This is a genomic window from Fundicoccus sp. Sow4_D5 (assembly GCF_052116365.1).
Lineage (GTDB): Bacteria > Bacillota > Bacilli > Lactobacillales > Aerococcaceae > Fundicoccus.
Genome location: NZ_JBQKLF010000001.1, coordinates 887,802 through 913,713, shown reverse-complemented (window position 1 = coordinate 913,713; position 25,912 = coordinate 887,802). Strand labels below are relative to the sequence as shown.

At 37.3% G+C, this 25,912-nt stretch carries 25 protein-coding genes; 21 read left to right on the top strand and 4 right to left on the bottom strand.

Features of this window, described 5'->3' with window-relative positions:
* Positions 1 to 21: 21 nt before the first annotated feature.
* The 5 genes from trxA to ACTQ45_RS04215 all read left to right on the top strand — a co-directional run bounded on the left by trxA (position 22) and on the right by ACTQ45_RS04215 (position 5,164).
* Positions 22 to 333 (top strand): thioredoxin, encoded by a 312-nt coding sequence (trxA, locus tag ACTQ45_RS04235; RefSeq protein WP_441750716.1) that lies wholly within the window; start codon positions 22 to 24, stop codon positions 331 to 333.
* Between the two features lie 191 nt (positions 334 to 524).
* Entirely contained in the window at positions 525 to 1,634 is a 1,110-nt protein-coding gene (gene ald, locus ACTQ45_RS04230; RefSeq protein WP_441750715.1) for an alanine dehydrogenase, read from the top strand.
* A 359-nt stretch (positions 1,635 to 1,993) separates the two neighbouring features.
* Positions 1,994 to 2,701: an MgtC/SapB family protein gene (locus tag ACTQ45_RS04225; RefSeq protein ID WP_441762996.1), complete on the top strand. Its 708-nt coding sequence runs from the start codon at positions 1,994 to 1,996 to the stop codon at positions 2,699 to 2,701.
* 187 nt (positions 2,702 to 2,888) lie between these two features.
* Positions 2,889 to 3,980: a 3-phosphoserine/phosphohydroxythreonine transaminase gene (serC, locus tag ACTQ45_RS04220; protein WP_441762995.1), complete on the top strand. Its 1,092-nt coding sequence runs from the start codon at positions 2,889 to 2,891 to the stop codon at positions 3,978 to 3,980.
* Positions 3,980 to 5,164: a 3-phosphoglycerate dehydrogenase family protein gene (locus ACTQ45_RS04215; protein ID WP_441762994.1), complete on the top strand. Its 1,185-nt coding sequence runs from the start codon at positions 3,980 to 3,982 to the stop codon at positions 5,162 to 5,164. Before serC ends, ACTQ45_RS04215 begins: the two co-directional genes overlap by 1 nt.
* A gap of 79 nt (positions 5,165 to 5,243) precedes the next feature.
* Here the strand turns inward: ACTQ45_RS04215 and pdxR are convergent, their stop codons facing one another.
* The gene (gene pdxR / locus ACTQ45_RS04210; protein WP_441762993.1) at positions 5,244 to 6,665 is read right to left on the bottom strand and encodes a MocR-like pyridoxine biosynthesis transcription factor PdxR; all 1,422 of its coding nucleotides are present in this window, start codon (positions 6,663 to 6,665) and stop codon (positions 5,244 to 5,246) included.
* 152 nt (positions 6,666 to 6,817) lie between these two features.
* On the opposite strand from pdxR, the gene ACTQ45_RS04205 reads away from it, so the two are divergent.
* The 3 genes from ACTQ45_RS04205 (at position 6,818) to ACTQ45_RS04195 (ending at position 9,031) form a co-directional block, all read left to right on the top strand.
* The gene (locus ACTQ45_RS04205) at positions 6,818 to 7,666 is read left to right on the top strand and encodes a PfkB family carbohydrate kinase (RefSeq protein WP_441750710.1); all 849 of its coding nucleotides are present in this window, start codon (positions 6,818 to 6,820) and stop codon (positions 7,664 to 7,666) included.
* 15 nt (positions 7,667 to 7,681) lie between these two features.
* On the top strand, positions 7,682 to 8,227 hold the full coding sequence (locus ACTQ45_RS04200; RefSeq protein ID WP_441750709.1) for an ECF transporter S component: 546 nt from the start codon (positions 7,682 to 7,684) through the stop codon (positions 8,225 to 8,227).
* A gap of 111 nt (positions 8,228 to 8,338) precedes the next feature.
* On the top strand, positions 8,339 to 9,031 hold the full coding sequence (locus ACTQ45_RS04195) for a hypothetical protein (RefSeq protein WP_441750708.1): 693 nt from the start codon (positions 8,339 to 8,341) through the stop codon (positions 9,029 to 9,031).
* A 619-nt stretch (positions 9,032 to 9,650) separates the two neighbouring features.
* Here the strand turns inward: ACTQ45_RS04195 and ACTQ45_RS04190 are convergent.
* Entirely contained in the window at positions 9,651 to 10,127 is a 477-nt protein-coding gene (locus tag ACTQ45_RS04190) for a hypothetical protein (protein ID WP_441762992.1), read from the bottom strand.
* Positions 10,128 to 10,647: 520 nt separating this feature from the next.
* Here ACTQ45_RS04190 and ACTQ45_RS04185 point away from each other — a divergent pair.
* The 8 genes from ACTQ45_RS04185 to ACTQ45_RS04150 all read left to right on the top strand — a co-directional run bounded on the left by ACTQ45_RS04185 (position 10,648) and on the right by ACTQ45_RS04150 (position 19,075).
* Positions 10,648 to 10,812: a hypothetical protein gene (locus ACTQ45_RS04185; protein WP_441750706.1), complete on the top strand. Its 165-nt coding sequence runs from the start codon at positions 10,648 to 10,650 to the stop codon at positions 10,810 to 10,812.
* Positions 10,799 to 11,023 (top strand): hypothetical protein, encoded by a 225-nt coding sequence (locus tag ACTQ45_RS04180; RefSeq protein WP_441750705.1) that lies wholly within the window; start codon positions 10,799 to 10,801, stop codon positions 11,021 to 11,023. Before ACTQ45_RS04185 ends, ACTQ45_RS04180 begins: the two co-directional genes overlap by 14 nt.
* 364 nt (positions 11,024 to 11,387) lie before the next feature.
* Positions 11,388 to 13,049: a hypothetical protein gene (locus tag ACTQ45_RS04175; RefSeq protein WP_441750704.1), complete on the top strand. Its 1,662-nt coding sequence runs from the start codon at positions 11,388 to 11,390 to the stop codon at positions 13,047 to 13,049.
* A 213-nt stretch (positions 13,050 to 13,262) separates the two neighbouring features.
* Positions 13,263 to 14,360: a hypothetical protein gene (locus ACTQ45_RS04170; protein WP_441750703.1), complete on the top strand. Its 1,098-nt coding sequence runs from the start codon at positions 13,263 to 13,265 to the stop codon at positions 14,358 to 14,360.
* Between the two features lie 23 nt (positions 14,361 to 14,383).
* Positions 14,384 to 15,079, top strand: a complete 696-nt coding sequence (locus tag ACTQ45_RS04165; RefSeq protein ID WP_441750702.1) for a PspA/IM30 family protein — start codon at positions 14,384 to 14,386, stop codon at positions 15,077 to 15,079.
* Positions 15,080 to 15,348: 269 nt separating this feature from the next.
* Positions 15,349 to 16,725 carry an alanine/glycine:cation symporter family protein gene (locus tag ACTQ45_RS04160; protein WP_441750701.1) on the top strand — a complete coding sequence of 459 codons (1,377 nt, stop codon included), beginning with the start codon at positions 15,349 to 15,351 and terminating at the stop codon, positions 16,723 to 16,725.
* A gap of 165 nt (positions 16,726 to 16,890) precedes the next feature.
* Positions 16,891 to 17,799, top strand: coding sequence for an ABC transporter ATP-binding protein (locus tag ACTQ45_RS04155; RefSeq protein ID WP_441750700.1), 909 nt, complete (start codon positions 16,891 to 16,893; stop codon positions 17,797 to 17,799).
* Complete coding sequence (locus ACTQ45_RS04150) at positions 17,792 to 19,075, top strand: ABC transporter permease (protein WP_441750699.1); 1,284 nt, start codon at positions 17,792 to 17,794, stop codon at positions 19,073 to 19,075. The genes ACTQ45_RS04155 and ACTQ45_RS04150 overlap by 8 nt, the downstream gene beginning before the upstream one ends.
* A 181-nt stretch (positions 19,076 to 19,256) precedes the next feature.
* Here the strand turns inward: ACTQ45_RS04150 and ACTQ45_RS04145 are convergent, their stop codons facing one another.
* Positions 19,257 to 19,649: a type II toxin-antitoxin system HicB family antitoxin gene (locus tag ACTQ45_RS04145; protein ID WP_441750698.1), complete on the bottom strand. Its 393-nt coding sequence runs from the start codon at positions 19,647 to 19,649 to the stop codon at positions 19,257 to 19,259.
* A 222-nt stretch (positions 19,650 to 19,871) separates the two neighbouring features.
* Here ACTQ45_RS04145 and racE point away from each other — a divergent pair, with 222 nt between their 5' ends.
* Genes racE through cbpB form a run of 4 tightly spaced genes read left to right on the top strand, consistent with a single transcriptional unit; the run spans position 19,872 to position 22,330 of the window.
* Positions 19,872 to 20,720 carry a glutamate racemase gene (racE, locus tag ACTQ45_RS04140; protein ID WP_441750697.1) on the top strand — a complete coding sequence of 283 codons (849 nt, stop codon included), beginning with the start codon at positions 19,872 to 19,874 and terminating at the stop codon, positions 20,718 to 20,720.
* Positions 20,701 to 21,303: an XTP/dITP diphosphatase gene (locus tag ACTQ45_RS04135; protein ID WP_441763030.1), complete on the top strand. Its 603-nt coding sequence runs from the start codon at positions 20,701 to 20,703 to the stop codon at positions 21,301 to 21,303. Before racE ends, ACTQ45_RS04135 begins: the two co-directional genes overlap by 20 nt.
* Entirely contained in the window at positions 21,300 to 21,815 is a 516-nt protein-coding gene (locus tag ACTQ45_RS04130; RefSeq protein ID WP_441750696.1) for a YfcE family phosphodiesterase, read from the top strand. The genes ACTQ45_RS04135 and ACTQ45_RS04130 overlap by 4 nt, the downstream gene beginning before the upstream one ends.
* 14 nt (positions 21,816 to 21,829) lie before the next feature.
* Positions 21,830 to 22,330 (top strand): cyclic-di-AMP-binding protein CbpB, encoded by a 501-nt coding sequence (gene cbpB / locus ACTQ45_RS04125; RefSeq protein ID WP_441750695.1) that lies wholly within the window; start codon positions 21,830 to 21,832, stop codon positions 22,328 to 22,330.
* Positions 22,331 to 22,396: 66 nt separating this feature from the next.
* Here cbpB and ACTQ45_RS04120 read toward each other — a convergent pair whose 3' ends face one another.
* Positions 22,397 to 23,242 carry a mechanosensitive ion channel family protein gene (locus tag ACTQ45_RS04120; RefSeq protein ID WP_441762991.1) on the bottom strand — a complete coding sequence of 282 codons (846 nt, stop codon included), beginning with the start codon at positions 23,240 to 23,242 and terminating at the stop codon, positions 22,397 to 22,399.
* Between the two features lie 411 nt (positions 23,243 to 23,653).
* Between ACTQ45_RS04120 and ACTQ45_RS04115 the strand changes: the two genes are divergently transcribed.
* A complete protein-coding gene (locus ACTQ45_RS04115; RefSeq protein ID WP_441763029.1) occupies positions 23,654 to 25,906 on the top strand; it encodes an alpha-galactosidase in 2,253 nt (750 codons plus the stop codon).
* The last annotated feature ends 6 nt before the right edge of the window (positions 25,907 to 25,912 follow it).

The following is a 25,912-nucleotide window of genomic DNA, read 5'->3' as shown; positions in this document are numbered from 1 at the left end:
AAATAGAAAGGGTTATGTAGAATGGCAAATATTTTAACTGATACAGATTTCGAAACAAAGACAGCAGAAGGCGTCACTTTAGTAGACTTTTGGGCACCTTGGTGTGGACCATGTCGTATGCAATCACCGATTGTTGATGAGTTAGCAGAAGAGATGGAAGGCCAAGTGTCAGTTTTTAAAATGAACGTAGATGATGAGCCTAAAACTGCACAAGGATTTGGCATTATGTCAATCCCAACATTGCTAGTTAAAAAAGACGGTGAAGTTGTAGAAAAATTAGTTGGTTTCCACGATAAAAATCGTCTGCAAGAAGTTTTAAATCGTCATATCTAATTTTTTTCATGATTGTTTTATAGAAGTTTTAACTCCAAATAAATCGCTTTTACTCCAGTAAAAGGTTGATTATTTGGAGTTTTTTCATTTTAAAAAAGCTTTAAAAAGGCATATCATTTTTAAATTTAGTGGAAAACATGCTATACTTATAGATAGCCACAAAGTCACAACTAATCAAGGAGGATTATATTTTGATAATCGGAGTACCTAGAGAAATAAAAGCTAGTGAGAATAGAGTAGGCTTAACACCAGGTAATGTTGCTACTTTAGTTGAAGAAGGACATAAAGTGTTCGTAGAAAAGGATGCCGGAATCGGCTCGAACTTTACTAATGAGGAATATGCAGAAGCCGGTGCTGAAATTAAAGAAGATATTGCAGATGTATGGTCAGCAGAAATGGTGATTAAAGTTAAAGAACCTTTAAAGGAAGAGTACCAATTTTTCCGTGAAGGGTTAATCCTATTTGCTTACTTACACCTTGCACCTGAGAATGGTTTAACTGAAGCTTTATTAGAAAATGGTGTCACTGCTATTGCTTATGAAACCATGGAATACCAAGGAACCTTACCATTACTAACACCTATGAGTGAGGTTGCAGGACGTATGGCAATTCAAATTGGTGCAAACCTATTAGAACAACCCAACGGTGGTAAAGGCATATTACTTGGCGGGATTCCAGGAGTATCAAGTGGTAAAGTCGTTATTATTGGTGGAGGAACCGTAGGGTTTAATGCAGCGAAGATGGCATTAGGTATGGGGTCTCAAGTCACCATCTTAGACTTAAACCCAATTCGTTTAGCTGAATTAGAAGATATTTTAGGCGACCAAGTAGAGACTTTAATGTCTAATGCTGAAAATATTGAGAAATCAGTCGTTGATGCAGATTTAGTTATTGGTTCTGTATTAATACCAGGTATGAAAGCACCCGTTTTAGTAACGGAAGATATGGTTAAACAAATGTCAGAAGGTTCAGTTATCGTTGATATAGCAGTTGACCAAGGTGGGAACTTTGAAACAACCACTCATGCAACCAGTCATGCTGATCCTACTTATGTTAAACATGGTGTTGTTCACTATGCAGTAGCAAACGTGCCTGGAGCTGTTCCGCGTACAGCAACTTATGGATTAACCAACGTCACTTTACGTTATGCGCAACTTATTGCCAAGCAAGGCGTACGTTCAGCCGCATTAAACAACCATACTATTTTAACAGGAATCAATACTTACAAAGGGAAGTTGACTCAAAAAGGAGTCGCTCAATCACAAGAGCGTAAGTATACTGATATTAGTGATTTAATTTAACGTCATATTTTTGAAACTGTGCATAAGCTAGTTTTGAATAAACGTATCACGTAATAAACACTAACTAAAACAAGCAGATATTAAACTCTTATCAGATTGAATCTGATGAGAGTTTTTTTATTGATGCAATCGTTGAGAATGACTGAAAAACTATGGGCATAAATAGATAGATGAAGAAACAATTGATTTATATAATAGTAACATCAGACCTTAGAAATGAAGGCGTTTGTATATCGAATTTAAGAGATTTAGCTTATAATAAAGTATAAAACCTTTAAAGAAGTAATAAGAGCTATTAGAGAGTAACTATATGGGGTTATCGCTTAGTAATGAATTGCGTGGATGAAAGAGGGGACAGAATGAATTTTAATTTTTTAGATATTAGACAGTTTGATTTTCATGAACTACATTTTTACACAATTTTTCTCAGAATCTTGTTATCACTTGTAGTAGGAGGCATTATTGGTTTAGAAAGAGGTATCAAAAGTAAATCTGCTGGCTTTCGTACCTATATGCTAGTCTGCTTAGGATCAGCGATGGTCATGATGACGAATCAGTATATTTATGATACTTTTGGTAGTGGCGATCCGACCCGAATGGGAGCACAAGTTGTTAGTGGGATTGGTTTTTTAGGTGCCGGAACGATATTAGTGACTCATCGAAATCAAATAAGAGGGTTAACTACTGCAGCAGGCTTATGGGTAGCAGCTTGTTTAGGCTTAGCAATCGGAATTGGCTTCTATACAGGCGCAGTTCTTGGTGGAATCACCGTCTTATTTATTCTAACTTTATTTGAAAAAGTCAAAATATTGATAGAAGATCGAACACGGACGATTGATTGTTATATTATTTTTGAGTCTGCTACTGATTTTCATAATTTATTAAAGCACACAGCAAAGCAAGCTTGGAAAATTATAGAGATTGAATCAGAACATAGTGATTTCGATGCCCCACATCATATTTATGAAATAACTTTCCAATTAAACCATAATGATCAAATGGACCATTTTATGGAATACTTAGAAAAACGTGAAGGCATTCTCTTTGTTAAAAAAATAAGACAATAAAACAGACGATGACTTGTTCTAACGAACAAGTCTATTGGCTTATGTATGAAAGTCTTAAGACAAAATTATATCAGATTGTGAAAAGATTAGCTTTCATTTCTCAAAAACTTATGTATAATAGAGTTTGTTAATCTAATTCTCATTTAATTGGGTGTTTAACAATAAAAACAATAAGGGAGCAAATCGAATGACAGTGTATAATTTTTCGGCTGGACCAGCCGTTTTACCTAAAAAAGTACTCAAGCAAGCTCAAAACGAATTTCTAGACTACCGCGGTAGCGAAATGTCTGTAATGGAGTTGAGTCATCGGTCCTCCCTTTATGACGACATTATAAAAGAAGCCGAGGCTTTATTACGTAACTTAATGGGAATTCCAGATAATTATAAAGTGTTATTTTTGCAAGGTGGCGCTAGTCTACAATTTAGCATGTTACCTTTAAATTTAGCAATTGGAAAAAAAGCACTTTTTGTAAATACAGGCGCATGGGCCAAAAAGGCGATTTCAGCAGCTAAACAAGTTCCAGGTGTAGAAGTAGAAGTCATTGCTTCAAGTGAAGATAAAAACTTTACATACATCCCTACACTCACTAAAGATATGATTGATCAAACAGCCGCTTATTTACACATTACCACCAACGAAACGATTGGTGGAATTACCTATCAAAATTTACCAGATGCAGGAGAGGTTCCGATTGTTGCGGATATGTCATCAAATATTTTAGCCAATGATTACCGGGTTGAAGACTTTGGCGTCATTTATGCAGGTGCTCAAAAGAACATAGGAGCTGCTGGTTTAACTTTAGTGATCATTCGTGAAGATTTATTAAATAATAAGCCTGTTTTTGCACCGATGTTAGACTACCGTGTGCAAGCAGATAATGATTCTTTATACAATACTCCATCAACCTATAGCATTTACATTGCTAAATTGGTATTTGAGTGGTTAAAAGATATGGGAGGACAAAGAGAATCGTATCGTCTAGCTCAAGTTAAAGCTAAGTTATTATATGATACAATCGATAGCTCTACACTGTTTAAAAGTCCAGTATCGAAAGAAGACCGTTCGCTTACTAATATTCCATTTATTACAGGTGATGCGGTATTGGATAAGCAGTTCATAGCCAAAGCAGAAGCAGTTGGCTTTGAAAACCTGAAAGGTCACCGTTCAGTTGGCGGTATGAGAGCAAGTATCTATAATGCCTTTCCTCTTGAAGGGATACAGGCACTTGTTGAATTTATGAATAACTTTGAACTCGAATATGGAAATGGAGCGAAATAATGTATCAAATTAAAACATTTAATGCAATTGCTGCCGAAGGAATGTCACGTTTTAGCAAAGATAAATATGCCATTAATGAATCAGAACAACCAGACGGCATCATTCTAAGAAGTCAAGACTTACACAATTATGAGTTGCCTGAATCACTTTTAGCGATTGCTAGAGCCGGTGCTGGGACAAATAATATCTCAGTCAAGCATTGTACAGAAAATGGTGTGGTAGTCTTTAATACACCGGGGGGTAACGCAAATGCGGTTAAAGAATTAGTCTTAGCGAGTCTATTAACGAGTGTGCGTCCTGTGATTCAAGGAGCTGCTTGGGTTCAAGAGTTGACGGGTTCAGATATTGAAAAACAAGTAGAAGCGAATAAAAAGCAATTTGCTGGGAATGAATTGGTAGGGAAAAAACTCGGTGTTATTGGTCTAGGCTCTGTTGGAGCGATGGTCGCAAATGATGCCTATCGTTTAGGAATGGAAGTAATGGGGTATGATCCTTATGTTTCAGTTGATACCGCTTGGAGCATCTCACGCCGTGTTCAACGAGTGTTGGATAGCGATGAAATTTTTAAAAATTGTGATTTTATCAGTATTCACGTGCCATTAACAGAAGAAACTTGTGACTTTGTGGGTGCGCACGAATTATCTATGATGAAAGCTTCGGCAAAATTATTCAACTTTGCTCGCGGTGAAATTGTCAATTCTGATGCGGTCTTAGCAGCTATCAAGGAAAATCGTATCGCAGGCTACACGACAGATTTTGCCGAAGAGAAATTACTACAGATTCCGAATATTACGGTGCTTCCACATCTAGGCGCTTCAACTGAAGAGGCAGAAATTAATTGTGCCAAAATGGCCGCTCGTAACTTAAAACGCTACTTAGAAACTGGGATCATTAAGAATTCTGTTAATTTTCCAACTGTTGAAATGGGCTTCAACTCGCCTTATCGAATCACAGTGGTTAACCGAAATGTGCCAAATGTTCTGGGGCAGGTTTCAACAAAAATTGCGACAGGTGGTATTAATATTGACAACATGATTAATCGTGGACGTGGCGATTATGCCTATACTTTAGTTGACGTTAACGAAATTAATCTTGAAAAAATAAATAAAGTAGCACAATCGCTACATGATTTAGAAGAAGTCGTCCGCGTTCGTGTAATCCCACAACCAACGACAACTTATTAAAAATAGTGAATAAAATAAGCGGCAGGGACCAGTAGGGTTGCTGCTGCTTATTTTATTGTTGAAGCTTTCTACTAGAAAATCAGCTCAAGCGGCTCTGGTCTAATAAGTCATAAAGTAAGCGAATGGCTTGATCAACGTCTTCCTCGGGAATCGATGAGAAGCTTAAGAAAAGCGTCTGCTTATCTTGGGGGATTTTACCGAAAGAGTAGTCAGAAAGAGTTCTGATTTTAATACTGTTCGCTTGGGCTAATTGTTTAAATCGCTCGGGCTGATAATCAAGTGAAGGACTCAATAGGATATAGAGACCTGCATCTGCCCCCAGAATATGGGCGTTAGGGTCCAGTTGTCGAATACTTTTAATCAAGGCATCGCGTTTCTTTTTATAGAAACTGCGTGAATGGTTCAAATGACGTTCAAATTGTCCACTGGCCATGAAATCATAAACCAGCCACTGATTCAACGTGTTCAGACTGCTAGTCAGTTGATTGAAGCCGATGCGATATTTATCTAATAGATAATGAGGTAACACCATAAAACTTATGCGAATACCAGGTGAAATTGAGCGGGAAAAACTACCCATATAAATGACTTTATCCTGCGTATCGAGTTGTTTTAAAGGCGGAATCGGTCGACCAGAATATTTGAACTCACTATCATAATCATCTTCAATAATAAATCGTTCGCTTGAACTATTGGCCCATTCTAGCAAAGACTGACGTCTTTCAAGTGGCATAATACTGCCAGTCGGGAATTGATGATTGGGCGTGCTGTAGAGTAATTGCAACCTAGCATCTTCTAAAGCCTCAGGTTTGGCACCACTTTCATCCAAGGGAATCGGCTGAATCTCAATCTTTAAGTGAGAAAGTAATTGATTTGCACCGAGATAGCCAGGAGACTCCATGCCAATGTTTGAGACTTCTGGTAATAGCTGAAGCAACAATTGAATTAAGTATTGGGAACTAGGTCCCAGGATTATCTGATCAGCCTGACAAGGCACACCGCGAGATTGACTCAAATATTGTTGCAAGGTCGAGCGGAGTTCATATAAGCCTTGGTGCTCAGTGGCATGTAGATAAGTAGAATTTTCCGAATCGAGCAATTTTTGATAGATTTTTTTTATGGCTTTGAAAGGAAAGAGCTGTTGATCGGGAATTGAATCGGTAAAATTATATAGGTAATCTATTTTGGCTGGAGCGGTAGTTAGTTGTTTTGCGTCATTATGATTAGACGTAACTGCTGTCTCACGTGACTTAAATAATAGTTCGACATCGGCAACGAAATAGCCAGAACGTTCGATGGAATAAATATAACCTTCAGTTAGCAGTTGGTTGTAGGCATTCATTACCGTATTCTGGCTGATGCCATTGATCAAGGCTAATTGTCGCTTACTGACCAGTTTCATACCAGCAGCGAGTTCTCCAGTTTGGATCAACTGCTTCAATTGTGTATAGATTTGAAAATAAAGTGGTTGATCTATAGAGCTGTCTAATTTTAATTGCATAGTAAGCTCCTTTCTAGTCTTAGAGTTTAAATCTGATACCATCATAATGTAAAAAACTGGACCTTTCAATGGAACCAGTTCTTATTTAGAATAAGTATATGGAAACAAAAGTGAAGAGAGTTAAGATAAGATGAGAGAACGGGAGTGGCTTTTTGGAAGATAACATACTTGTCGTCAATGACTTGCCTGGTGTGGGGAAAGTAGCCGGCAACATCAATATACCAGTATTGTCAGCAGGGCAGTTGGAAGTTTCAATTTTGCCAACGCTTTTACTGTCGACTTTTGCTAGTGGCAAAGGACAGGTGATTCGACATTGTTTGGCTGATGATTTTCAAGCAATGTTAGAGCATTGGCAAGAACTTGAAGTTAAATTTTCAACCATATTAACTGGCTACTTCGGTAACAGTCAACAAGTTTTAGCCATTAAAGCTTATGTTGAGCAACAAACACAGGCCATTAAATTGATCATTGATCCAACAATGGGGGATTTAGGTAAGTATTATAAAGGCTTTGACCAAAGTATTTCTGATACGATGCTTGAATTAATTCAATATGCTGACGTGATTATGCCAAATATTACGGAGGCCTGCTTATTAACTAATACGCCTTACCGTCCTGATTTTTCAATTGCTGAATTAGAAATAATTGGTCATAAGTTATTGGAAACTGGTGCTAAACATGTAATTATTTCAGGCGTGTCACCGAGTGCGGTTCAGTTGGAATCGATTGGTTTTCTCTTAATTAGACCTGATGTGGTTGCGGAATTAATTGTTCATAAACGTTACGATCAGTTACTTTATGGCACTGGGGACCTGGCGATTAGTTTATTGACGGTATTATATGTGGCGGGGGTGCCGATTGTAGAAGCTTTGGAAATGACGGGCCGCTTGATGGAATCGGCGATTGAAAGTACTTTAAAAGCTAATCGTCCAAAGGAAGCTGGTTTAAGATTTGAACCAATGTTAGTTGAGTTAATGCAAGTGATTCAAGCCATTCGATAGAAAAGAGGATTCTTTATGAAAAAACAATCAGATGTGTTTCAAATGATAGAAGTGAGTATGTATGCAGCCTTAATTGTTGTGGCGATATATTTTGTCCGAATTCCGATGCCGACGGCCTTTGTACATCCGGGGAATGCTTTGGTAATTCTGGCCGTATTACTGATGGGCTTTCGAAGAGGTGTGATGGCAGCGATGCTTGGATTGTTTATCTTTGATGCAACGGCTGGTTATATCACATCGGTGCCGTTTACTTTATTAGAAAACTTTTTAGTTTTACTAGTAATAGAAGGGATTTATCGTGTGGCCTTTAAGCGAGAAGATTATTTTCTGTCGATTGTTAGTCTGGGGATTTTAGGGGCTGTGACAAAAATTGTGGCGATTTTTATCAAACATACGCTGACACAATTAATGTTAGGTAGTACACTAGCAACGGCTTTAACTTTAGCTTTATCAAAGATGCCAGCTTCTTTTATTACAGGTGTGGTGACGGCAGTTTTAGTGCCAATGCTTTATTATCCAATGAAAAAAGTGTTTGAAAGATTTCACCCAATCAACCAATAAATGTGTGTGTTTCTAGCCTCAATAATGCGCAAAATCTGCAGAAAAGTCAAAGATAGAGTATACTTATATTATGATATGAAAAGGCAGTAAATTTTTGAGGAGGCGTACGATATGAGAAACAAGCAAGCAGGAGAAATTTATAAAGAGAGAGATCGTTATGTGTTGGTTTTATGCCTACTTCTAATGACGTTTTTAGCAGGTGGGCGTGATGCGAATGCTCAAACTGAAGTCAAAGGGTTAAGTTATGCACCAAACGTGTTTTATCAAGTTTATGACTATCTTGGGGACGGTAACGAGTATGCCAGCCAGGTAGTAAATTTACAGTATCCACCAAATGATCAAGGTATTTATCAGTTCAGTGTGAGTACCGCGGGAACAAGTATCGTCTTCGTCTATCAATTATCAAAAGAGGGCGTCTATGAGTTAGCATATTACCCAGAAAATTATGAAGACACGGATTTACGTAATCATGCGGATGCGACTGATTCACAAAAATCACTAGTTTTCCCAGCGACCTTATCTGTAGGCACGGAGTTTAAGCGTGGCTATCGTAAAGAGGAAACTTATCGTGTCGTGGATTTATTGGCAACTTTCGAATTAGAAGGGGCAACCTATTACAATGTGATTGTGGTTGAGCCAGTTAATCATCCTGAAGGTGGCGAACAAAGATTTTATTATGCACCGAATATTGGCCACATAATGGATGAATTTATCTTCACTGAAAATGATGACGATTATCCAGTCACAACAAGTCTCGATACACTTAAAGGGCCAACTTATGTTTGGCCAACGGATTTTGAATAATTAGAGAGTTTGCTGCCGCTATGTAAAGTAGAGGCAGTTTTTGTGTTGATTACTGTAGAAAGTGTAGTAAATGTAAAACTCATGCCAAAATTTTACTAATAATAGGATATGAAATTAAGAGTTTCTTAGGTAAAGCATTCAAGGTAATACTTGATAGTACCTGGGAAAAGCTTGGCTCCAACAATCTAAAGATTATCATCAATTAGGCAATTAACTATTAAAAATTAACGTATTCTTCAAACCTTTGTCCAAGAAATACGTTAATTATCTGCCTGGTAAGTGGCACTTTTGGAGTTAAATAATTCTATAAACAGATGATTGTCACAAGTAAAGTTAATCCACTAATACTATGAGCTGCATGGTGTTCTCTGATATAAATACTTTGTTTTTATTTAACATAATGTTAGGATAAATTTTGACAAATCTTTTTGAAGAAGATAACTTTACACGATTACTACACGAAAAACGCTATAAACGCTGTTTTAACAGCGTTTATAGCGTTTTTTAGGGCTGGTCGATTTAGGACAATCCAGTTTTATCATATATAATTTACAGTTCTGAATTGTGAAGCGCTAATTACTTGATATGGCTTGGGCTTATTAGTTAAAAAAATAACAGCTTAAGGTTCCTCACTTCTAACATAAGTCGTGTTTTGGTGATCTTCAAGCGAATTCTGTTCAACATCTAATTCAAATGACCATGTACTTTTATCTGGAAAAGTGATTGTCAAATAATCATCAGCAAAGTAATACTTTGGATTATAAATGTTAACAGCAAACATTGGGAAAACCTCACCATCCCAGAATTCTATAACAACTTTTTGAGAATTGGGCTTAAGAGAAGCTTCATTGACATTCTCTTCACTAGAATCAACAGTTAATGTATAAGAATCAATATTTTTAAGATAGTTTCTGATATCCATTATTCTCTGATAATTGCCATCGGAAGCTATTGTATCTGAATAGTTATTTAGGACAATTTGGAATGTGTTTTGTTCTATAATCAGTTCCTTAATAATGCTGGCTTCGCTTGGAACATAATGGCCATAGAAAGCTTCGTTTGCGTTCACATTTTTAGGTAATGCCAAAGTTAGCATTAATCAAATTAAGCAAATATATCGAGAAAACGTCGATTATTTAGTCATCATAAACCTCCTTTCTAGCTGGAATTGGATAGGGATGACCCTCACGATACAGATAACCTCTGTAAACTCTGTCCGGTCTATATAATTTCTTCATAATTCATCCCTTCTCTTAATGACATAAGAAACAAAATGCAAGTGACAAAGCGATGATGTTTCATAATGTCAGCGAAACGTAATAATGTATCGGTTGTAATTAAAAATATATAGTGATAAATGATGCAACGAAAACTATTAACCTCTTCTTGAAAGATAATGATGTGTTCAACATTCGAATATTCTGAAGGGTACATTAGTAGTTGACCATATATATAATGAGCGATGAAGTATAAGTGAAATGTGGTTTTTTTTGAGGTCACTCGTTAACTGAATTCTAATGTTTATGGTCTTTATTTTTTTCTTTTTCTTTTATATGTCAACAGCAATTGCTATTGAACCTTATTATGTAAATAGCTCTAAGTGCAAGGAGGGCTTTATGATTAATGAGGGAAATGCCTATTTTCTTTTAAATGAGCATAATAAATACGAACTATATGTTAATAATCAGTTTCTTCAGATAGTAACAGATGTATCTCATGAATCGTTTACTAATATACCAAAATTTGAGTTAAAGAATGGGATTATAGATGAAAAAAATTAAATTATTACTTGTAGACTTTATTCTATTAAGTTTTGTGTTTCCAAAAGAAAGAGCAATCAAAGCGCAGACCGATGAGTTTGGTAACGCTTACGCAGTGAAGCTTTTGTCAGATGTTTATGAATGGCACTTTAAAATGATTAATGGTAAATTGCATAGAAGAAAATTGAAAACCTCTACAAATACGTGGGGCGGTTATTGGGAGCCAGTATGATGCCAGTTATTGGAATGGTGAACTGGATATCATTTGATGATTTTATAAGATAGTTTGGTGAATTGTCTTATCGTATATTCAAAATTTACATACAAATTTGATTTTTCACTACACTTATTTATAAAGTGATTAACCAATAAATGCCATATCCCATCCTGGCATCTTTTTTTCGATGTCAGGGTGCTTTAGTTTTCTCAAGCCTTATTGTCGTTTATCTTACTCATCCCTTATTCATATTCTGCCCTTAATTTACCATGATATAGAGGTTTAGAAGATAGGGCTAAAGTCCCAATTGCTAATTGATGTAAAAATGCTTACAATTAAAGTAAGGTGTTCATTGTGAACAAAACTTAGGAGGTTTTTTATGAAAGACGTAACAGGTACAGCTAAAGAGAAAGCGAAAAAACAAAAAACGGGCGGTAAACGAATTCGATCACTATATATTCTGTTAGCTATCGCGTTGTTTATTTATTACTATGTGACTTTACCAGCAATCCATTATGCGGCAATTGACTTTTGGTTCTTTGTATTACTAGCGATAATAGGAATCGTAGTGATTGAAGTCTTAGCCGATAGTTCTAGCTTTATATCAGAATTAAAATCTGGCGATGTTAAAAATGTCAAATGGCGCTCAGTGCCAAAGAAATACTTATTATTGATTTTACCACTACCTATTTTATGGTTAGTAGCAATGATTGGTAATTTAGTGTTTTCACCATTCTTTTTTTCAGAAGGCTATTCTACAATGATTGACATTGAACAAGCTGATTTTGCGACAGAATTTCCGCAAACTGACTTGAACCAAATCACTTTAATCGACCGTGATACTGCGACACGATTAGGTAATCGTCATCTTGGAGCCTTAACTAATCTAGTTTCTCAGTTTGAAGCAGCAGACGATTACACACAAATCAATATTGAAAGCTATCCATACCGAGTGACACCTCTTGAGTATGCTGGTTTCTTTAAATGGTTAAATAATTTTAGAGAAGGAATTCCTCATTACTTTAAAGTCGATAACGTCACAGGGGCAGTAACGGTAGAAACTCCTGAACAACCCATTAAGTATAGTTATTCAGACATGTTCAACCGAGATGTGATGCGTAAATTACGTTTCAGTAATCCATTTACCTTATTTGAATCACCCAATTTCGAAGTGGATGATGAAGGAAGACCTTACTATATTGCCACAACTTATACACGTAACTTTTTCTTACGTGAGCCAGAAGCCAATGGGTTAATCACTTTAAATGCGATGACAGGTGAAACAACAACCTATAAATTAGAAGAAATTCCAAGTTGGGTTGACCGTGTGCATAGTTCAGAATTAATTCTGCACCAGTTAGAAATGAACGGAAGATATCAAGGCGGCTACTGGAACTCAATATTTTCAAAACAAGGTGTTACTGAACCAACGGCAGGCTATAATTACTTACCGATCGACGACGACTTATATTTATATACCGGTATCACATCGGTTGTTTCTGATGAATCGAATATAGGATTTGTACTAGTCAATATGCGAACGAAAGATACGCGCTTTTACCCACTCAATGCTGCGGAAGAATTCTCAGCCATGCAGTCGGCTGAAGGTAGTGTTCAAGAAACAGGCTATGTTGCCACATTCCCATTACTTATCAGTATTGAAGGACGTCCAATGTATATTCTCAGCTTAAAAGATAGTTCAGGTCTAATTAAGGAATATGCACTGATTGATGTACAGAATTACCAAAATGTTTATGTGGAGTCTAGTGTCGAACGTCTGATGCTAAGTTACGCAGAAGATAATCCAATAAATGTTGATGAAATTGAGACAGAAGAAGAACTCGCCTCAATCAATGGTCAAATTGAAGATATACAAGCCGTTGTAGTAGAGGGAAACACGATCTACTACTTCATGGTCGATGGATCAGTTTACACTGCTAACATCAGCTTGAGCGAACAATTACCTTTTGTGGAAGCGGGCCAAGAAGTTCAATTTACAGCGACAGAAAACGGCGTCGTTCGTGAGCTTGAATTTGAATAAACTTACTAACAGATTGCACTACCTAATTTAAGGTTTCTGCAATCTGTTTTTTCCCAAAATAGGCAGCTAAACTGCTTGAGTTAAGCCACAAACATTTGGACTGCCCCCCAATAAGGGGAATAAATTGACACAAAATCAAATGGAATGCTATATTTACACTATAAAAGGTATAACACACATGACAGCAAGCTTTAGTGAAAGCGAGGTGATTTAATGGCAAGAGGTGGTGGAAGTCGTGGTGGAGGCAGTTCAAGAGGCGGCGGCGGATCCTTTGGTGGAAGTCGAGGTGGCGGCGGTCGAATAGGCGGCGGAAGTCGCGGACGTGGTTCATTTGGAAGTAGTGGTAGTAGCGGAAGTCGCGGAAGTCGCGGTAAGAGTTCAAGTGGAAGTAGCTGGGGAAATCGTTCACCACGTATTGGACCAATAATACGTACGGGCCCAACCTACAGAAATTATGGCGGTGGTGGCGGCTATGGCTTTGGTGGCCCGGGGAGCAGTCAAAACAGAGGGTGCGGCAAAACATTAGGTATTTTGGTACTCATTGTAGTTGTTGTTCTCATCTTATGGTCAGTACTAGGCAGTTCTGGAAATAATCAATCGTCCGGCGGCCCAAATAATATCACGGTGTCAACGGTTGAGCGAGAACCACTTCCTTCAGGATCAGTCAATGAAACTGAGTATTTTACAGATGAAGTCAACTGGATTGGTAATCGCACTCAAATGACAGATGGTTTACGCTATTTCTATCAAGAAACTGGGATTCAACCTTATGTCTACATTACGGACAGACTTCCAGGAATTGATACAGTTAATATGGACGATATTGAGAATTATGCGAATCAACTTTATGAAGAGTTATTTACAGATGAAGCCCATTTATTACTATTGTTTTATGAACCCTTTGAAGCAATAGGACCTTATGGTGATCAATATATTTCTTATTACGTCGCAGGGACACAAGCAAAGCAAGTCATTGATACTGAGGCAGGCGATATACTCTTAGATTATATCGATCGTAACTATTATGATAGTAGTTTGAGTGAAGAACAGTTCTTTAGTAATTCTTTTAAGGAAGCAGCCGATCGAATCATGGAAGTCACAACCTCTCCTTGGATACCAGTTATGCTGGTAGGTGGAGGCATCCTTTTAGTATCAATCTTGTTTGTTTGGTGGAGATCTCGTCAAAAACAACGGGCACTTGAAGCCAAACGAACTGAAGATATGCTCAATAAACCACTTGATACATTTGGACAAGCCTCACAAGCAGATGAACTAGAGAAAAAATATTCGGACATAAAACCAGAGGAATAGCTAATTATTAGGAGGAAAATAATATGTCAATATTAAACCGTTTTAGTAAAATTATCAGTGCAAATGTCAATTCAATGATTGATCGGATGGAAAATCCTGACAAAATGATTGATCAATACTTACGTGATATGATGGAAGATTTGGCTGAAGTAAAAGAAAGTACCGCAGGAGTGATGGCTGAAGAAACGCGTGCTAAACGCAGAGTTGATGAAAATGAAGCCGAAGTTCAAAAATATGCACAATTAGCAAAAAAAGCATTAGAAGCAAGTAATGAAGATGATGCGCGTATTTTCTTAAGTAAAAAACAAGAACTTGAAAATGTGGGAGCAGGCTTAGCGACCACTTACGCATCAGCCCATGAGAATGCGGCTAAGATGCGTCAAATGCATGATAAATTAGCCACAGATATCGAAACCTTACGTAGACGTCGTGCAATGATTAAAGGAAAGTTATCAGTAGCTGAAGCTCAATCCAAAGTGAATGAAGCGACCCAATCAATTTCTAATTCAGAAGGTGCGATGAGTAACTTCGAGCGGATGGAAGATAAAGCCAACCGCATGCTTGATGAAGCGAATGCGATGTCTGAATTAAATACCGAACCAATTGATAAAGCTAAAGACTTAGAAGCTAAATATGCATCCAAATCAACAGCATCTGTTGAAGATGAGCTTGCTCGCATGAAAACTGAAATGGGCTTAGACGAAAATAATCCCAATTAACGTTTACGCTAATTGGATGACATACCTTGTGGTAAACCTCAGACTATAATCTGAGGTTTTTAATTTAGCAAAATATATACAGACGATAAACAGCTGACTGACTGATAGATACATGAGTTGTTAAGTCGTTCTTCACTACTGCTTTACACCAAAAAACACGAACAAGAGCAGTAATATTAATTGATAGTGTGAATAAATATTGCATTATAACTTTATTTTAATAATAATTGTGATTAATATAAAAAATTAATGAAATTAGGAGTGACTAAATGAGTCAACTAATGAGTTTGGTCGAAGTTCTGAATAGCTGGTTATGGGATGTCTTGTTAATTGGATTACTGTCTGGCATGGGCTTGTATTTGTCTTTTAAGTTAAAATTTGTACAGTTTCGTCTTTTCCCGGATAGTTTCCGTAAAACGTTCGGATCAATATCTTTAAAAGGGACTAAGGCTAGTCAAGAAGAGGGAATGACATCCTTTCAATCTTTAGTCACATCGATATCTGCCCAACTTGGTACGGGGAACTTAGCGGGAGTAGCAACGGCGATGGTGTCAGGAGGTCCAGGAGCGGTTTTCTGGATGTGGATGAGCGCGATTTTAGGAATGGCGATTATTTATGCAGAAGCAATTCTTGCACAGCACTACCGCACAACGGTCGAAGGTCATTTGGTCGGTGGGCCAGTTTATTATATTCGTGCCGCATTTAAAGGCCGTTTGGGTAAAAGTTTGGCGAGTGTCTTTGCTGTCTTACTAATTTTTGCTTTAGGTTTTATGGGGAATATGGTTCAAGCCAATTCAGTTGGACAAGCGATGCAGACTGCTTTTGGGGTGAATCCATGGATAACCGGTAGTATAATGGGCGTTTTAACCTTGATTGTATTCATGGGAGGGATTGGTCGAATTGCGGCTGTCACTGAAAAACTAGTTCCTTTGATGGCTTTGTTCTTTACGATAGCGTCAATTATTGTGATTGCAATTCATATTGACCGTGTTCCTGCTGCATTCGTCTCAATTTTTGTGGGGGCTTTTAGTCCAGAAGCTGTCTTGGGAGGTGTCTTAGGTGTATCAGTTCAGCAAGCGATTCGATTTGGTGTTGCCAGAGGACTTTTTACTCATGAAGCAGGGATGGGTTCGACGCCACATGCTCATGCCTTAGCTCGTGTAAAGCATCCAGGAGATCAAGGGTTAGTAGCAATGATGGGTGTCTTTATTGATACGATTGTTTTATTACCTTTGACGGTTTTAGTAATTTTAGTGACTCAGTCATTAGATGGTAGCCGTACGGGGATTGAATTAACTCAATTTGCATTTGCGCAAGTTTTTGGTCAAGTAGGTTATTCTGTAGTGGCCGTCTCTGTGTTCTTTTTCGCATTTGCGACAATCGTTGGCTGGTATTTCTTTGGCGAGGCGAATGTTAAGTATATGTTTGGAGCCAAAGCTGTTCCACTCTATAGCGTTTTAGTTTCTTTATTTGTTGTAGTAGGCTGTAGTTTACAAGTAGAATTGGTGTGGGCTTTAGCTGATTTATTTAATGGTTTGATGGTGATACCGAATATCATCAGCCTATTTGTTTTAACCAAAGTGGTCGTGGCGTTATCAGAAGATTATGAAAAGCCTGCAATGGAGCGTTTGTATAATCATCACTAATTATAACGATAGATTCAGTTTCTTTAAGGGGTGCTTACCATTTCCTTAAAGAAACTTTTTTTATTGGTCTTATTTAGACCTCGATAGTTGTTGTAATTAGTTGACTTTATACGTGTTTTTGTTCACTATAACGATAGAGGTAAAGTTTTTTATAGGAGGTTAGTTATGCTGGAAGTAACAAATTTAGTTAAAACTTTTGGTGATTTGAGAGCTGTGGATGATGTATCCTTCAGTATTGAATCTGGTTCTATTATTGGGATTATTGGTCAGAATGGTTCAGGTAAGACGACTATTTTTCGGATGATATTAGATTTTTTAACACCAGAAGAAAATGGCCGTGTGCTTTGGAATGGTCAAGAAATGGGCAAGGAGTTATATAATATTGTTGGCTATTTACCGGAAGAACGTGGGCTTTATGAAAAGCTGACAGTGGAGCAGCAAATTATGTATTTTGCTCGTTTAAGAGGAATGGATGCTCAAGATATTCTGGATAAAATTGATTTTTGGATGGAAAGGTTTGCTGTTAAAGGGAAACGTTCGGATAAAGTAAAAACTTTGTCAAAAGGGAATCAACAGAAGGTGCAGCTTATTTCGACTTTAATTCATGAACCTAAGTTGGTCATTCTTGATGAACCTTTTAGTGGCTTAGATCCGGTCAATTCTGATTTATTGATGCAAGGGATTTTGGATTTGAAAGCTAAGGGGAGCAGTATTATATTTTCAAGTCACAATATGAATAATGTTGAAGAGTTATGTGATAAGTTAGTGATGGTTCATAATGGAAAACGAGTACTCTATGGAACGGTTTCGCAGGTTCGTGAGAGTTTTGGTCGCACGAAGCTATTTCTGGATACAAATCAATGGAACGTGGATAGCTTATCAGTTTTGGAAGGCGTTGCGAGTGTGAAACAGCGTGATACTGATAGTTTCTTATTAACTTTAGAAGATGATTCTTATGGAGAGGTATTATTTAAACAAGTGACTCAAGGACAATACATTAGAACCTTTAGTCAGCAACCGCCGACGCTAGAGGAGATCTTTAAGATGAAAGCGGGGGAAGCGACTCATGAATAAAGCATGGATTGTTATTAAAGAAGTGTATCGTAAAAATGTGCTGTCTTGGTCATTTTTCTTTATGGTGATGAGTCCAATCTTTATGATTGCGATTTTTGGGGGAATTGGTTATCTAATTGCTCAAGATCAAATGTCATCAAGTGTGGGTGAGATTGCGGTTGTAAATGCTGACAGTGAAGTTCAGGAAGTTATTTCTGAAAGTGGTGGCCAACATAATGTCATTTTTACTTTAACAGAAGAAGAGGCCAATCAAGCCTTGACTGCCGATGAAATCGATGGCTACTTAGTGGTCGATCAAACAGAAGAAACTCTAAATGGAATTTACTACCGTAAACCAACAAGTAAGGATATAAATATGAGTTTAATCCAACAGGCTTTGGGAAATTTTCATTTAAATAATGTGGCCGAAAGTATGGGGATGAGCCAAGAGCAGTTGCTCCAAATTCAATCCAGTACAGTTGGAATCGACACGATAATTTTACAAACTGGCGATGATGGGACGACAACAGAGACCTCTTCACAAGATCCTACGGTGTTAGTGCGTCAAGGGGTTGCTTATGGTGTGAGTTTTATCGTCTTCATGTTTATTATGACTTACGTCGGCATCATTTCTCAAGAAATTGCTGCTGAAAAAGGGTCACGTATTATGGAGATTATTCTCTCAAGTATATCAGCTACGACTCATTTCTTAGGTAAGATGATTGGCGTTGGTTTAGTTATTTTGACACAATTAGCAGCCTATGTCGTTATTTTCTTTTTAGTTCGATTAGTAGTTCAACAAATGGACTTCTTTAATTTCTTAGATGAGTTAGATATCGGTTACTACTTAAGTAATAGTGGTAATGTTTTAGCACTAGGAGCACTTTACGCTATTATCGGGATTTTGATTTATACAAGTATAGCTGGCTTCCTAGGCTCACTTGTTTCAACAACGGAAGATGTTAGCAAGATGATTACACCGATTATCTTTACAGCATTAGCTGGTTTTTATATTGGTTTATACGCCAATGTGTCGACTAATAATCCCATTGTTCGAATTGGTTCACAAATCCCTTTGTTTACACCTTTTGTTATGCCTTTTAGAATCGCAGCTGAAACGGTTGGTAACGGAGAAATTGTGTTATCCTTTATCCTATCGATTATTTTCATGATTCTTTGCCTATGGTTCTCGGCCGTCTTTTACAAGAGTAATGTGCTAGTTTATAGCGACAAAGGGATAATTAACACCTTTAAACGATCATTCGCACTTTGGAAATCAGAAAGAGAAGCGTCATAGTTCAATAAAAAAACATACCAACACCCGCTTGCTCGTAATGAGCTTGGTGCTGGTATGTTATTTTTTTTGAGGAGAGTGCTTAAAGGGGCACTACGAATGATTAGCGATTGGATCCAATTTTAAAAAGTTGTGCTCTCACTAAATTAAAAAAAAGCTTAACAAACTCTCATAAATTGTTTGTTTATGGGAATAGTTTTTCTTCTAAAGCATCGGCCAAAGTTGCCGAAAAATTAATTTTTTTCTTTTCAGCAAGTAGCGCAAGATACTCTGGGATATAAGTATTTTTCTTAATTTTTTTATGATTCATGCGAGAACGAAATTCCATTAAGTTGATGCTCACTAAGACGATTCGATCCGTTGGTTTGAGATCTACGTGGGTGAAATCAAGCGTTGGTTCAGGTAAGTTCGTTTGGTCATAAAGCGCGTTGCCGAGAGTGTTTTGAGCATATTGGAAAGCCTCAGATAAATTATTACCAAATGTAACAGCTCCAGGTATATCTAGAAATTGAACAGTATAAGCACCTTCTTTATCTTTAAAGAAAATTGCAGGGTAAAAAACTTCTGGTTGTGTCATCAGAAAACTCCTTTCATCGATTGATTAAACAGACAATATCTACTCATCTCTAATTCTATCAAAATTAGTAAAATCTTGATAGCCAATTCTTAAAGAATATTTATTGAGATTTAAGTGTGTATTGGTTCTAATTTAAGTGAGAATTCGGTAAAATTGTAAGGATGGCAACTTTTTCTAAGTATAATATGATAGAATTAAATTATGAATAAGTGAGGTTTTTTAATGAAAAATTTACCCATAGGTTTTGTTGATTCAGGAGTTGGTGGCTTAACGGTCGTTAAGCAGAGTTTACGACAACTCCCTAATGAATCAATTATTTATTTAGGAGATAATGCTCGTTGTCCTTATGGACCAAGACCACTTGAAGAAGTCAAACGTTATATCTGGCAATTAACAAATTTCTTGAGAGAAAAAGGCATAAAAATGTTAGTTATAGCCTGTAATACTGGCACAGCAGCTGCTCTAGATGATATCCGAGCCACTTTAGCGATCCCCGTTGTAGGTGTCATTCATCCTGGAAGTCGCGCGGCCATAAAGCAAACGACTAATAATCGGATTGGCATTATTGGAACCCAAGGGACAATTAACAGTGAATTGTATGAAACAGTATTAACTGAAAAAGTAGAACACTTAGATGTGACGAGTGTCGCTTGTCCTGAATTTGTGGAGATTGCTGAAAGTACAGTATATAGTCAAGCTGAAATTGATGAAATCGTTTCAAAGCGAATGAGCGCCTTTGAGGGCACTCAAATCGATACATTAGTTCTTGGCTGTACACATTATCCTTTGTTGAAAGAGGCAATCCAAACAGCAATTGGCCCTCAGGTTCACCTAATCGATTCTGGGAAAGAAACCATCAATGAAGTGAGTACTTTGTTAGATTATTTTAATTTAAGTCGGTCGGCTGAGGATGCAATTGCTGAACCAGCGACACAAGTCTATTACACTACAGGTGAAGTGGAACCCTTCAAGACAATTGCTAGCCAATGGTTAGAAGAGGCTCAACCTAATATCAAAAGTGCTGTTATAAAAGGAGAGATTGTAGTTGAAAGTGATTATAGCCAGTCATAATGCAGGAAAAATCAAGGAATTTAAAGAAATGTTTGCTCCTTTAGCAATGGAAGTCCAATCATTATTGGATTTTCCAGAGTTAGCGGAAGTTGAAGAAACAGGTACGACGTTTGAAGCAAATGCTCGATTAAAAGCAGAACAGATTGCGAAAGAATTAAACTGTATTGCCTTAGCAGATGATTCTGGTCTTGTTGTCCCCGCATTAAATGGTGAACCAGGTATTTATAGTGCACGATATTCAGGCGAACCTAAAGATGATAAACGCAATAATCAAAAATTATTGGCCCGTTTAGCTGAGGTAAATGCAAGCGATCGTTCCGCTTATTTTGTTTCATGTATCGTCGTGGCTCATCCAAATATGGAAAGTTTAGTCGTCGAAGGACGTGCCCACGGAGAAATTCTAGAAGAATTACGTGGTGTTGAAGGCTTTGGTTATGATCCATTGTTCTACGTAGCATCAGAAGATAGCACCTTTGCAGAAATTCCTTTATCTATAAAAAATAAGATTAGTCACCGTGCCAATGCTACGGCACAGTTATTAGACTTATTACCAAGTTGGTTAGAGGAGTTGAAGCAATTATGAGGTTTTTAGTCATGAGTGATAATCATGGACGATGGCAGAAAGTGCAAGAAGTGATTGATGCATTTAAAGATGATGTGGATTATATTTTCCACTGTGGAGATTCAGAATTTCCATCGGATGATCCAATCTGGGAATCTGTTGCACTGGTTGTTTCTGGTAATATGGATTACGATCCACAATATCGAAAAATTGGTAATTTAACGACGGATGAGGGAAAAGTACTTGTGTTACATGGACATCGTCACGGTGTCAATCATTCTAACCAACAAGTGTTAGAATTGGCAAATGAAATAGGGGCGAAATTTGTCTTTCATGGCCATACTCACCGCTTATATGCTGAAGTTAAAGATGACGTTTTGTTATTAAATCCTGGGAGTTTAAATCAATCTCGAGGACCAGTTCCTGAAAAAACTTTTGCTGTCGTGAGTTTATCTCCTGAAGAAATATTGGTTGAATTTTATGATGATAACTTAACTAAATTAACGCGTTTAAGTCAAAGCTTTACTCGCTAGAAAGTAGATGCAAAATGATACATCCAACAATTGAACGTTTTATCTGTTCTGATATGGAACAATTGATGATACCGGCTGACAATGTAGCGAGTGTCATTTCAACACATACTTTGAATCATGGTTTACTGGTTTTGTCTCAAGTGAAGTATTCACTGATACCTGTTTTGTCTCCGAAATCACAATTGGTCGGTCTAATCAGTATGCCTTTAATTATTAATGCAGCTGTTACTTTAGACTCAATAGATATCAATCAATTGGACCAATTAAAGATAGAGGATGTTATGCGCACAGATGTAACGACAATCCATCCAGATACACCATTTGAGTTTATTTTTAGAGAATTAATCGATCATAACTTTGTATGTGTCATTGATCCAGAACGTGACAATAAATTTCTGGGTCTGATTACACGACGAGAAATTCTAAAACGATTCAATCATTTCATTCATAGAATTTCCGGCAACTCTGAAATAACGAAACAAATTGAAACACTACAACATGTCTTGATTAATTAGACAAAAAGACCACCAGGCATTCTTGAGAGAATCCTTGGTGGTCTTTTTTTGTCCGATTTTACGGCTTTAAGGCGTAAAAGTACTGATTGGGAATTTTATATCGTTTTCTTGTAAAGCCAAAAAGTATCGTTCATAAAACTCACTATTGAGTTGATATTGTTCGCCATTTAGCACGTAAAAAGTGATGCGATATAAAAAAGTTTGATGTTCGCCCCGGATCATACCTGTTATCGCGGGTTCTTGCGTCAGAGAATCACTAAAATCTTTCTGAATATCATCGGTTGTCTTTTGTACGACGGATTTAAATAAAGACAAATCCATATCGTCGTCTAAAGGTAAATCGATAACGATACGCATTGCTTGTCGACTTTGATTATTGACAATTGCAATATAACTATTCGGTACGAAGTAGGTATCGCCGGTGGCAGCTTTGAGCGTGGTTGTTCGAATCCCGGTGCTAATGATAGTGCCTGTAATCCCTTCTTGCGGAATTTCCACGAGGTCCCCAACTTCAAATTGGTGTTCTAAAATGATAAAGAATCCATTAATTACATCTTTTACAAAATTTTGAGCACCCAAACCAAAAGCAACACCAGCAATCCCAGCACTGGCTACTAAAGTTTCGATTGGAAAGCCAAACAGTTTTAAAATTGCGTAAGCATAGATGAAATATAAAGCGTAATTGGCTGCATTGCGTAATAAATTATTGATTGTTTTCATTCTTTGAGGCGAACTATTTTTAGTAATTACCTTTAATCTTGAATTAAAGCGGTTATCAAAGATCAGGTCAAGTAATTTACTTGCTAAAATAAATAATGCTGTCATAAATATAAAACTCAATAAAAATGATAAACCATCGACTGCTAGTTCATCCCATTCTTGTCTGAGAAATTGATTAATCCATTGTTTCAAACTATTACCTCCTTTTATGTTTTCAAGTTTAGTTTAAAGTAAATTACCCCTTCTTTTCAAGTCAATCCGTTTAATCGCTAGTAATTCAGAATATTCTTACGGTTTTCAAGAAAATTAGTGCTATTCAAGGCGGCGAGGCTTCCTATTTTGCCTTGAATGTCTAATTTTGAAAGTGAAGACACTATTATTCTTGGTTGACTTACCTAGGATTAGATTATAGAATGTTTTAGGAAAACGATTACAGTTGTTCGAATGTTATTTAAATTCAGGCTTGGAAATCTGAAACGAAGTAATAAACTAGATTATTAGCTTGCTTTCATGCTTAAAATGTACCGTAATGGCGATTACAACTGCATTTAGCGGTAGTCTATAAATTTAATCATTGATTAGAGGAGAGAGTATATGTCGCAAATGATTTTTATAAATGAAGGTCACTATCCAAGTTTCCACTTAACTAACGGTAAGCTTAGTTATATTTTCCATGTATTAGAAAGTACTCAAACGTTGGAACAGTTGTACTACGGGGCTGCCATCAAGCCTAGAGATAATTATGATTATTTAATTGAAAGGGAAGTGCGTCCTTCGAATAATTTATACCAGGACACGCATACTACGTCTTTTGAACATATTAAACAAGAATTTCCTGTTTATGGGACAACAGATTTTCGTTACCCAGCAATCGAAATTGCTTATCCTGATGGGGATCATATTTCACATCTGAGTTATGTCGGTTATACCCAACTGTCGGGTAAGCATGCGTCGAATCTTCAGCCGATGTTACGAGCAGGAGAAGAAGATGCCGCTACATTAATTATTCATTTAAAAGATAACTACTCCCAGGCGGCCATCGATTTACATTATACGATTTATCGGGAGCAAGCTGTTATTGTCAGACGGGTGGTTGTTCACAATCATGGGGAAGAGAGTTTACGCTTAAAGCGTCTTTTGAGTATGTCGATAGACTTTCCGCATGATGATTTTGAGCTGCTTCATTTATATGGCGCATGGGCTCGTGAAACACACTTGGAGCGCAAACCTCTGATAAAAGGTGTGCAAAACTTTTCAAGTACGCGTGGAGCAAGTAGTCATGCCCATAATCCATTCTTGGCTTTAGTTGCGCCAAATACAAGTGAGCACCAAGGGGAAACTTTTGGCTTCAGTTTAGTTTATAGTGGAAACTTTTTGAGCCAAATAGAAGTGGATACTTATCATGTAACGCGTGTATCAATGGGGATTAATCCTTTCCAATTTGACTGGCATTTAGATACTGGTGAGAGTTTTGAGTCACCAGAAGTTGTCATGGCTTATAGTTCTAAGGGCTTGAACGGGATGAGTCAACAGTTCCACGATATTTATCGTCAACAACTCTTACACAATGAAACACCTTTTGAGAAGGCACCTGTTTTGTTAAATAGTTGGGAAGCAAATTACTTTGATTTTGACGAAGAGAAATTATTAGAACAAGCTCAATTGGCTAAGGATCTTGGTTTTGATTTGTTTGTTTTAGATGACGGTTGGTTTGGAAAACGCGATTCTGACAATGGATCGCTGGGTAATTGGACAACTGATTTAGACAAAATACCACAAGGTATTCGTTCGTTAGCAAGCAATATTCAAGCGATGGGGATTCATTTTGGTCTGTGGTTTGAGCCAGAAATGTTATCTGTAGATACACCTGTTTATCAAGCCCATCCGGAGTGGATTATTGGGCACCCTAATAAGAATATTTCTCACGGGCGTAATCAATTTGTCTTGGATTTCTCTAATCCGGACGTTGTAGCGAATATTTTTGAGCAAATGTCTCAGATTCTTGGCTCAGCTGAAATAGATTATATTAAATGGGATATGAATCGTTATATTTCAGAACCATTTTCTAATTTCTTAAAGAAACATCAACAAGGTGAATTATTCCACCGTTATATTCTAGGCGTTTATGACTTACTCGATAGAATTCGTAAGGCCTTTCCAGCCGTCTTTATTGAAACATGTGCGGGAGGTGGGGGACGTTATGATCCTGCGATGCTTTTCTATGCAAATCAAAATTGGATCAGTGATGACACGGATGCGATAGAACGATTGAAAATTCAGTATGGAGCATCGATGGTGTATCCTATTTCTACGATGGGGAGCCATGTGTCTGAAATACCGAACCATCAAGTAGGACGAATAACAAGCTTGAAGATGCGTAAAGATGTGGCACTTTTTGGAACGTTTGGTTATGAATTAGACATCATGAAGTTGAGTGATGCAGACCGTGAAGAAGTTCGTCAGCAAATCAATCAATTTAATCAATATCAAAGTTTGTTACATCATGGTGATTTTTACCGCTTGAATAATCCCTTCGAAGCAGGCTTAACAGCTTGGATGGTAGTGAGTAAGGATCAGTCAGAAGCGATTGTCGGAGTTTATCAAAGTCAAGCAAGCGCAAATCCAGCTTATGAGCGGATTCAATTAGCTGGTTTAGCGAGTGATCAAGCCTATGAATTGCTTGAATTGGACCATGAAAGTAAGGATATTCCGGTTCGTTATGGGGATGATTTAATGGCAATTGGTTTGATATTAAATGAAAACTTTACGGGACGTGCCGATGAGTATTGGGGGCGTGAAAAAGCCGGCGAGTATCACAGTCGTGTCTTTTATCTTAAAATTAAAAAGGATAAGTGAGGATGT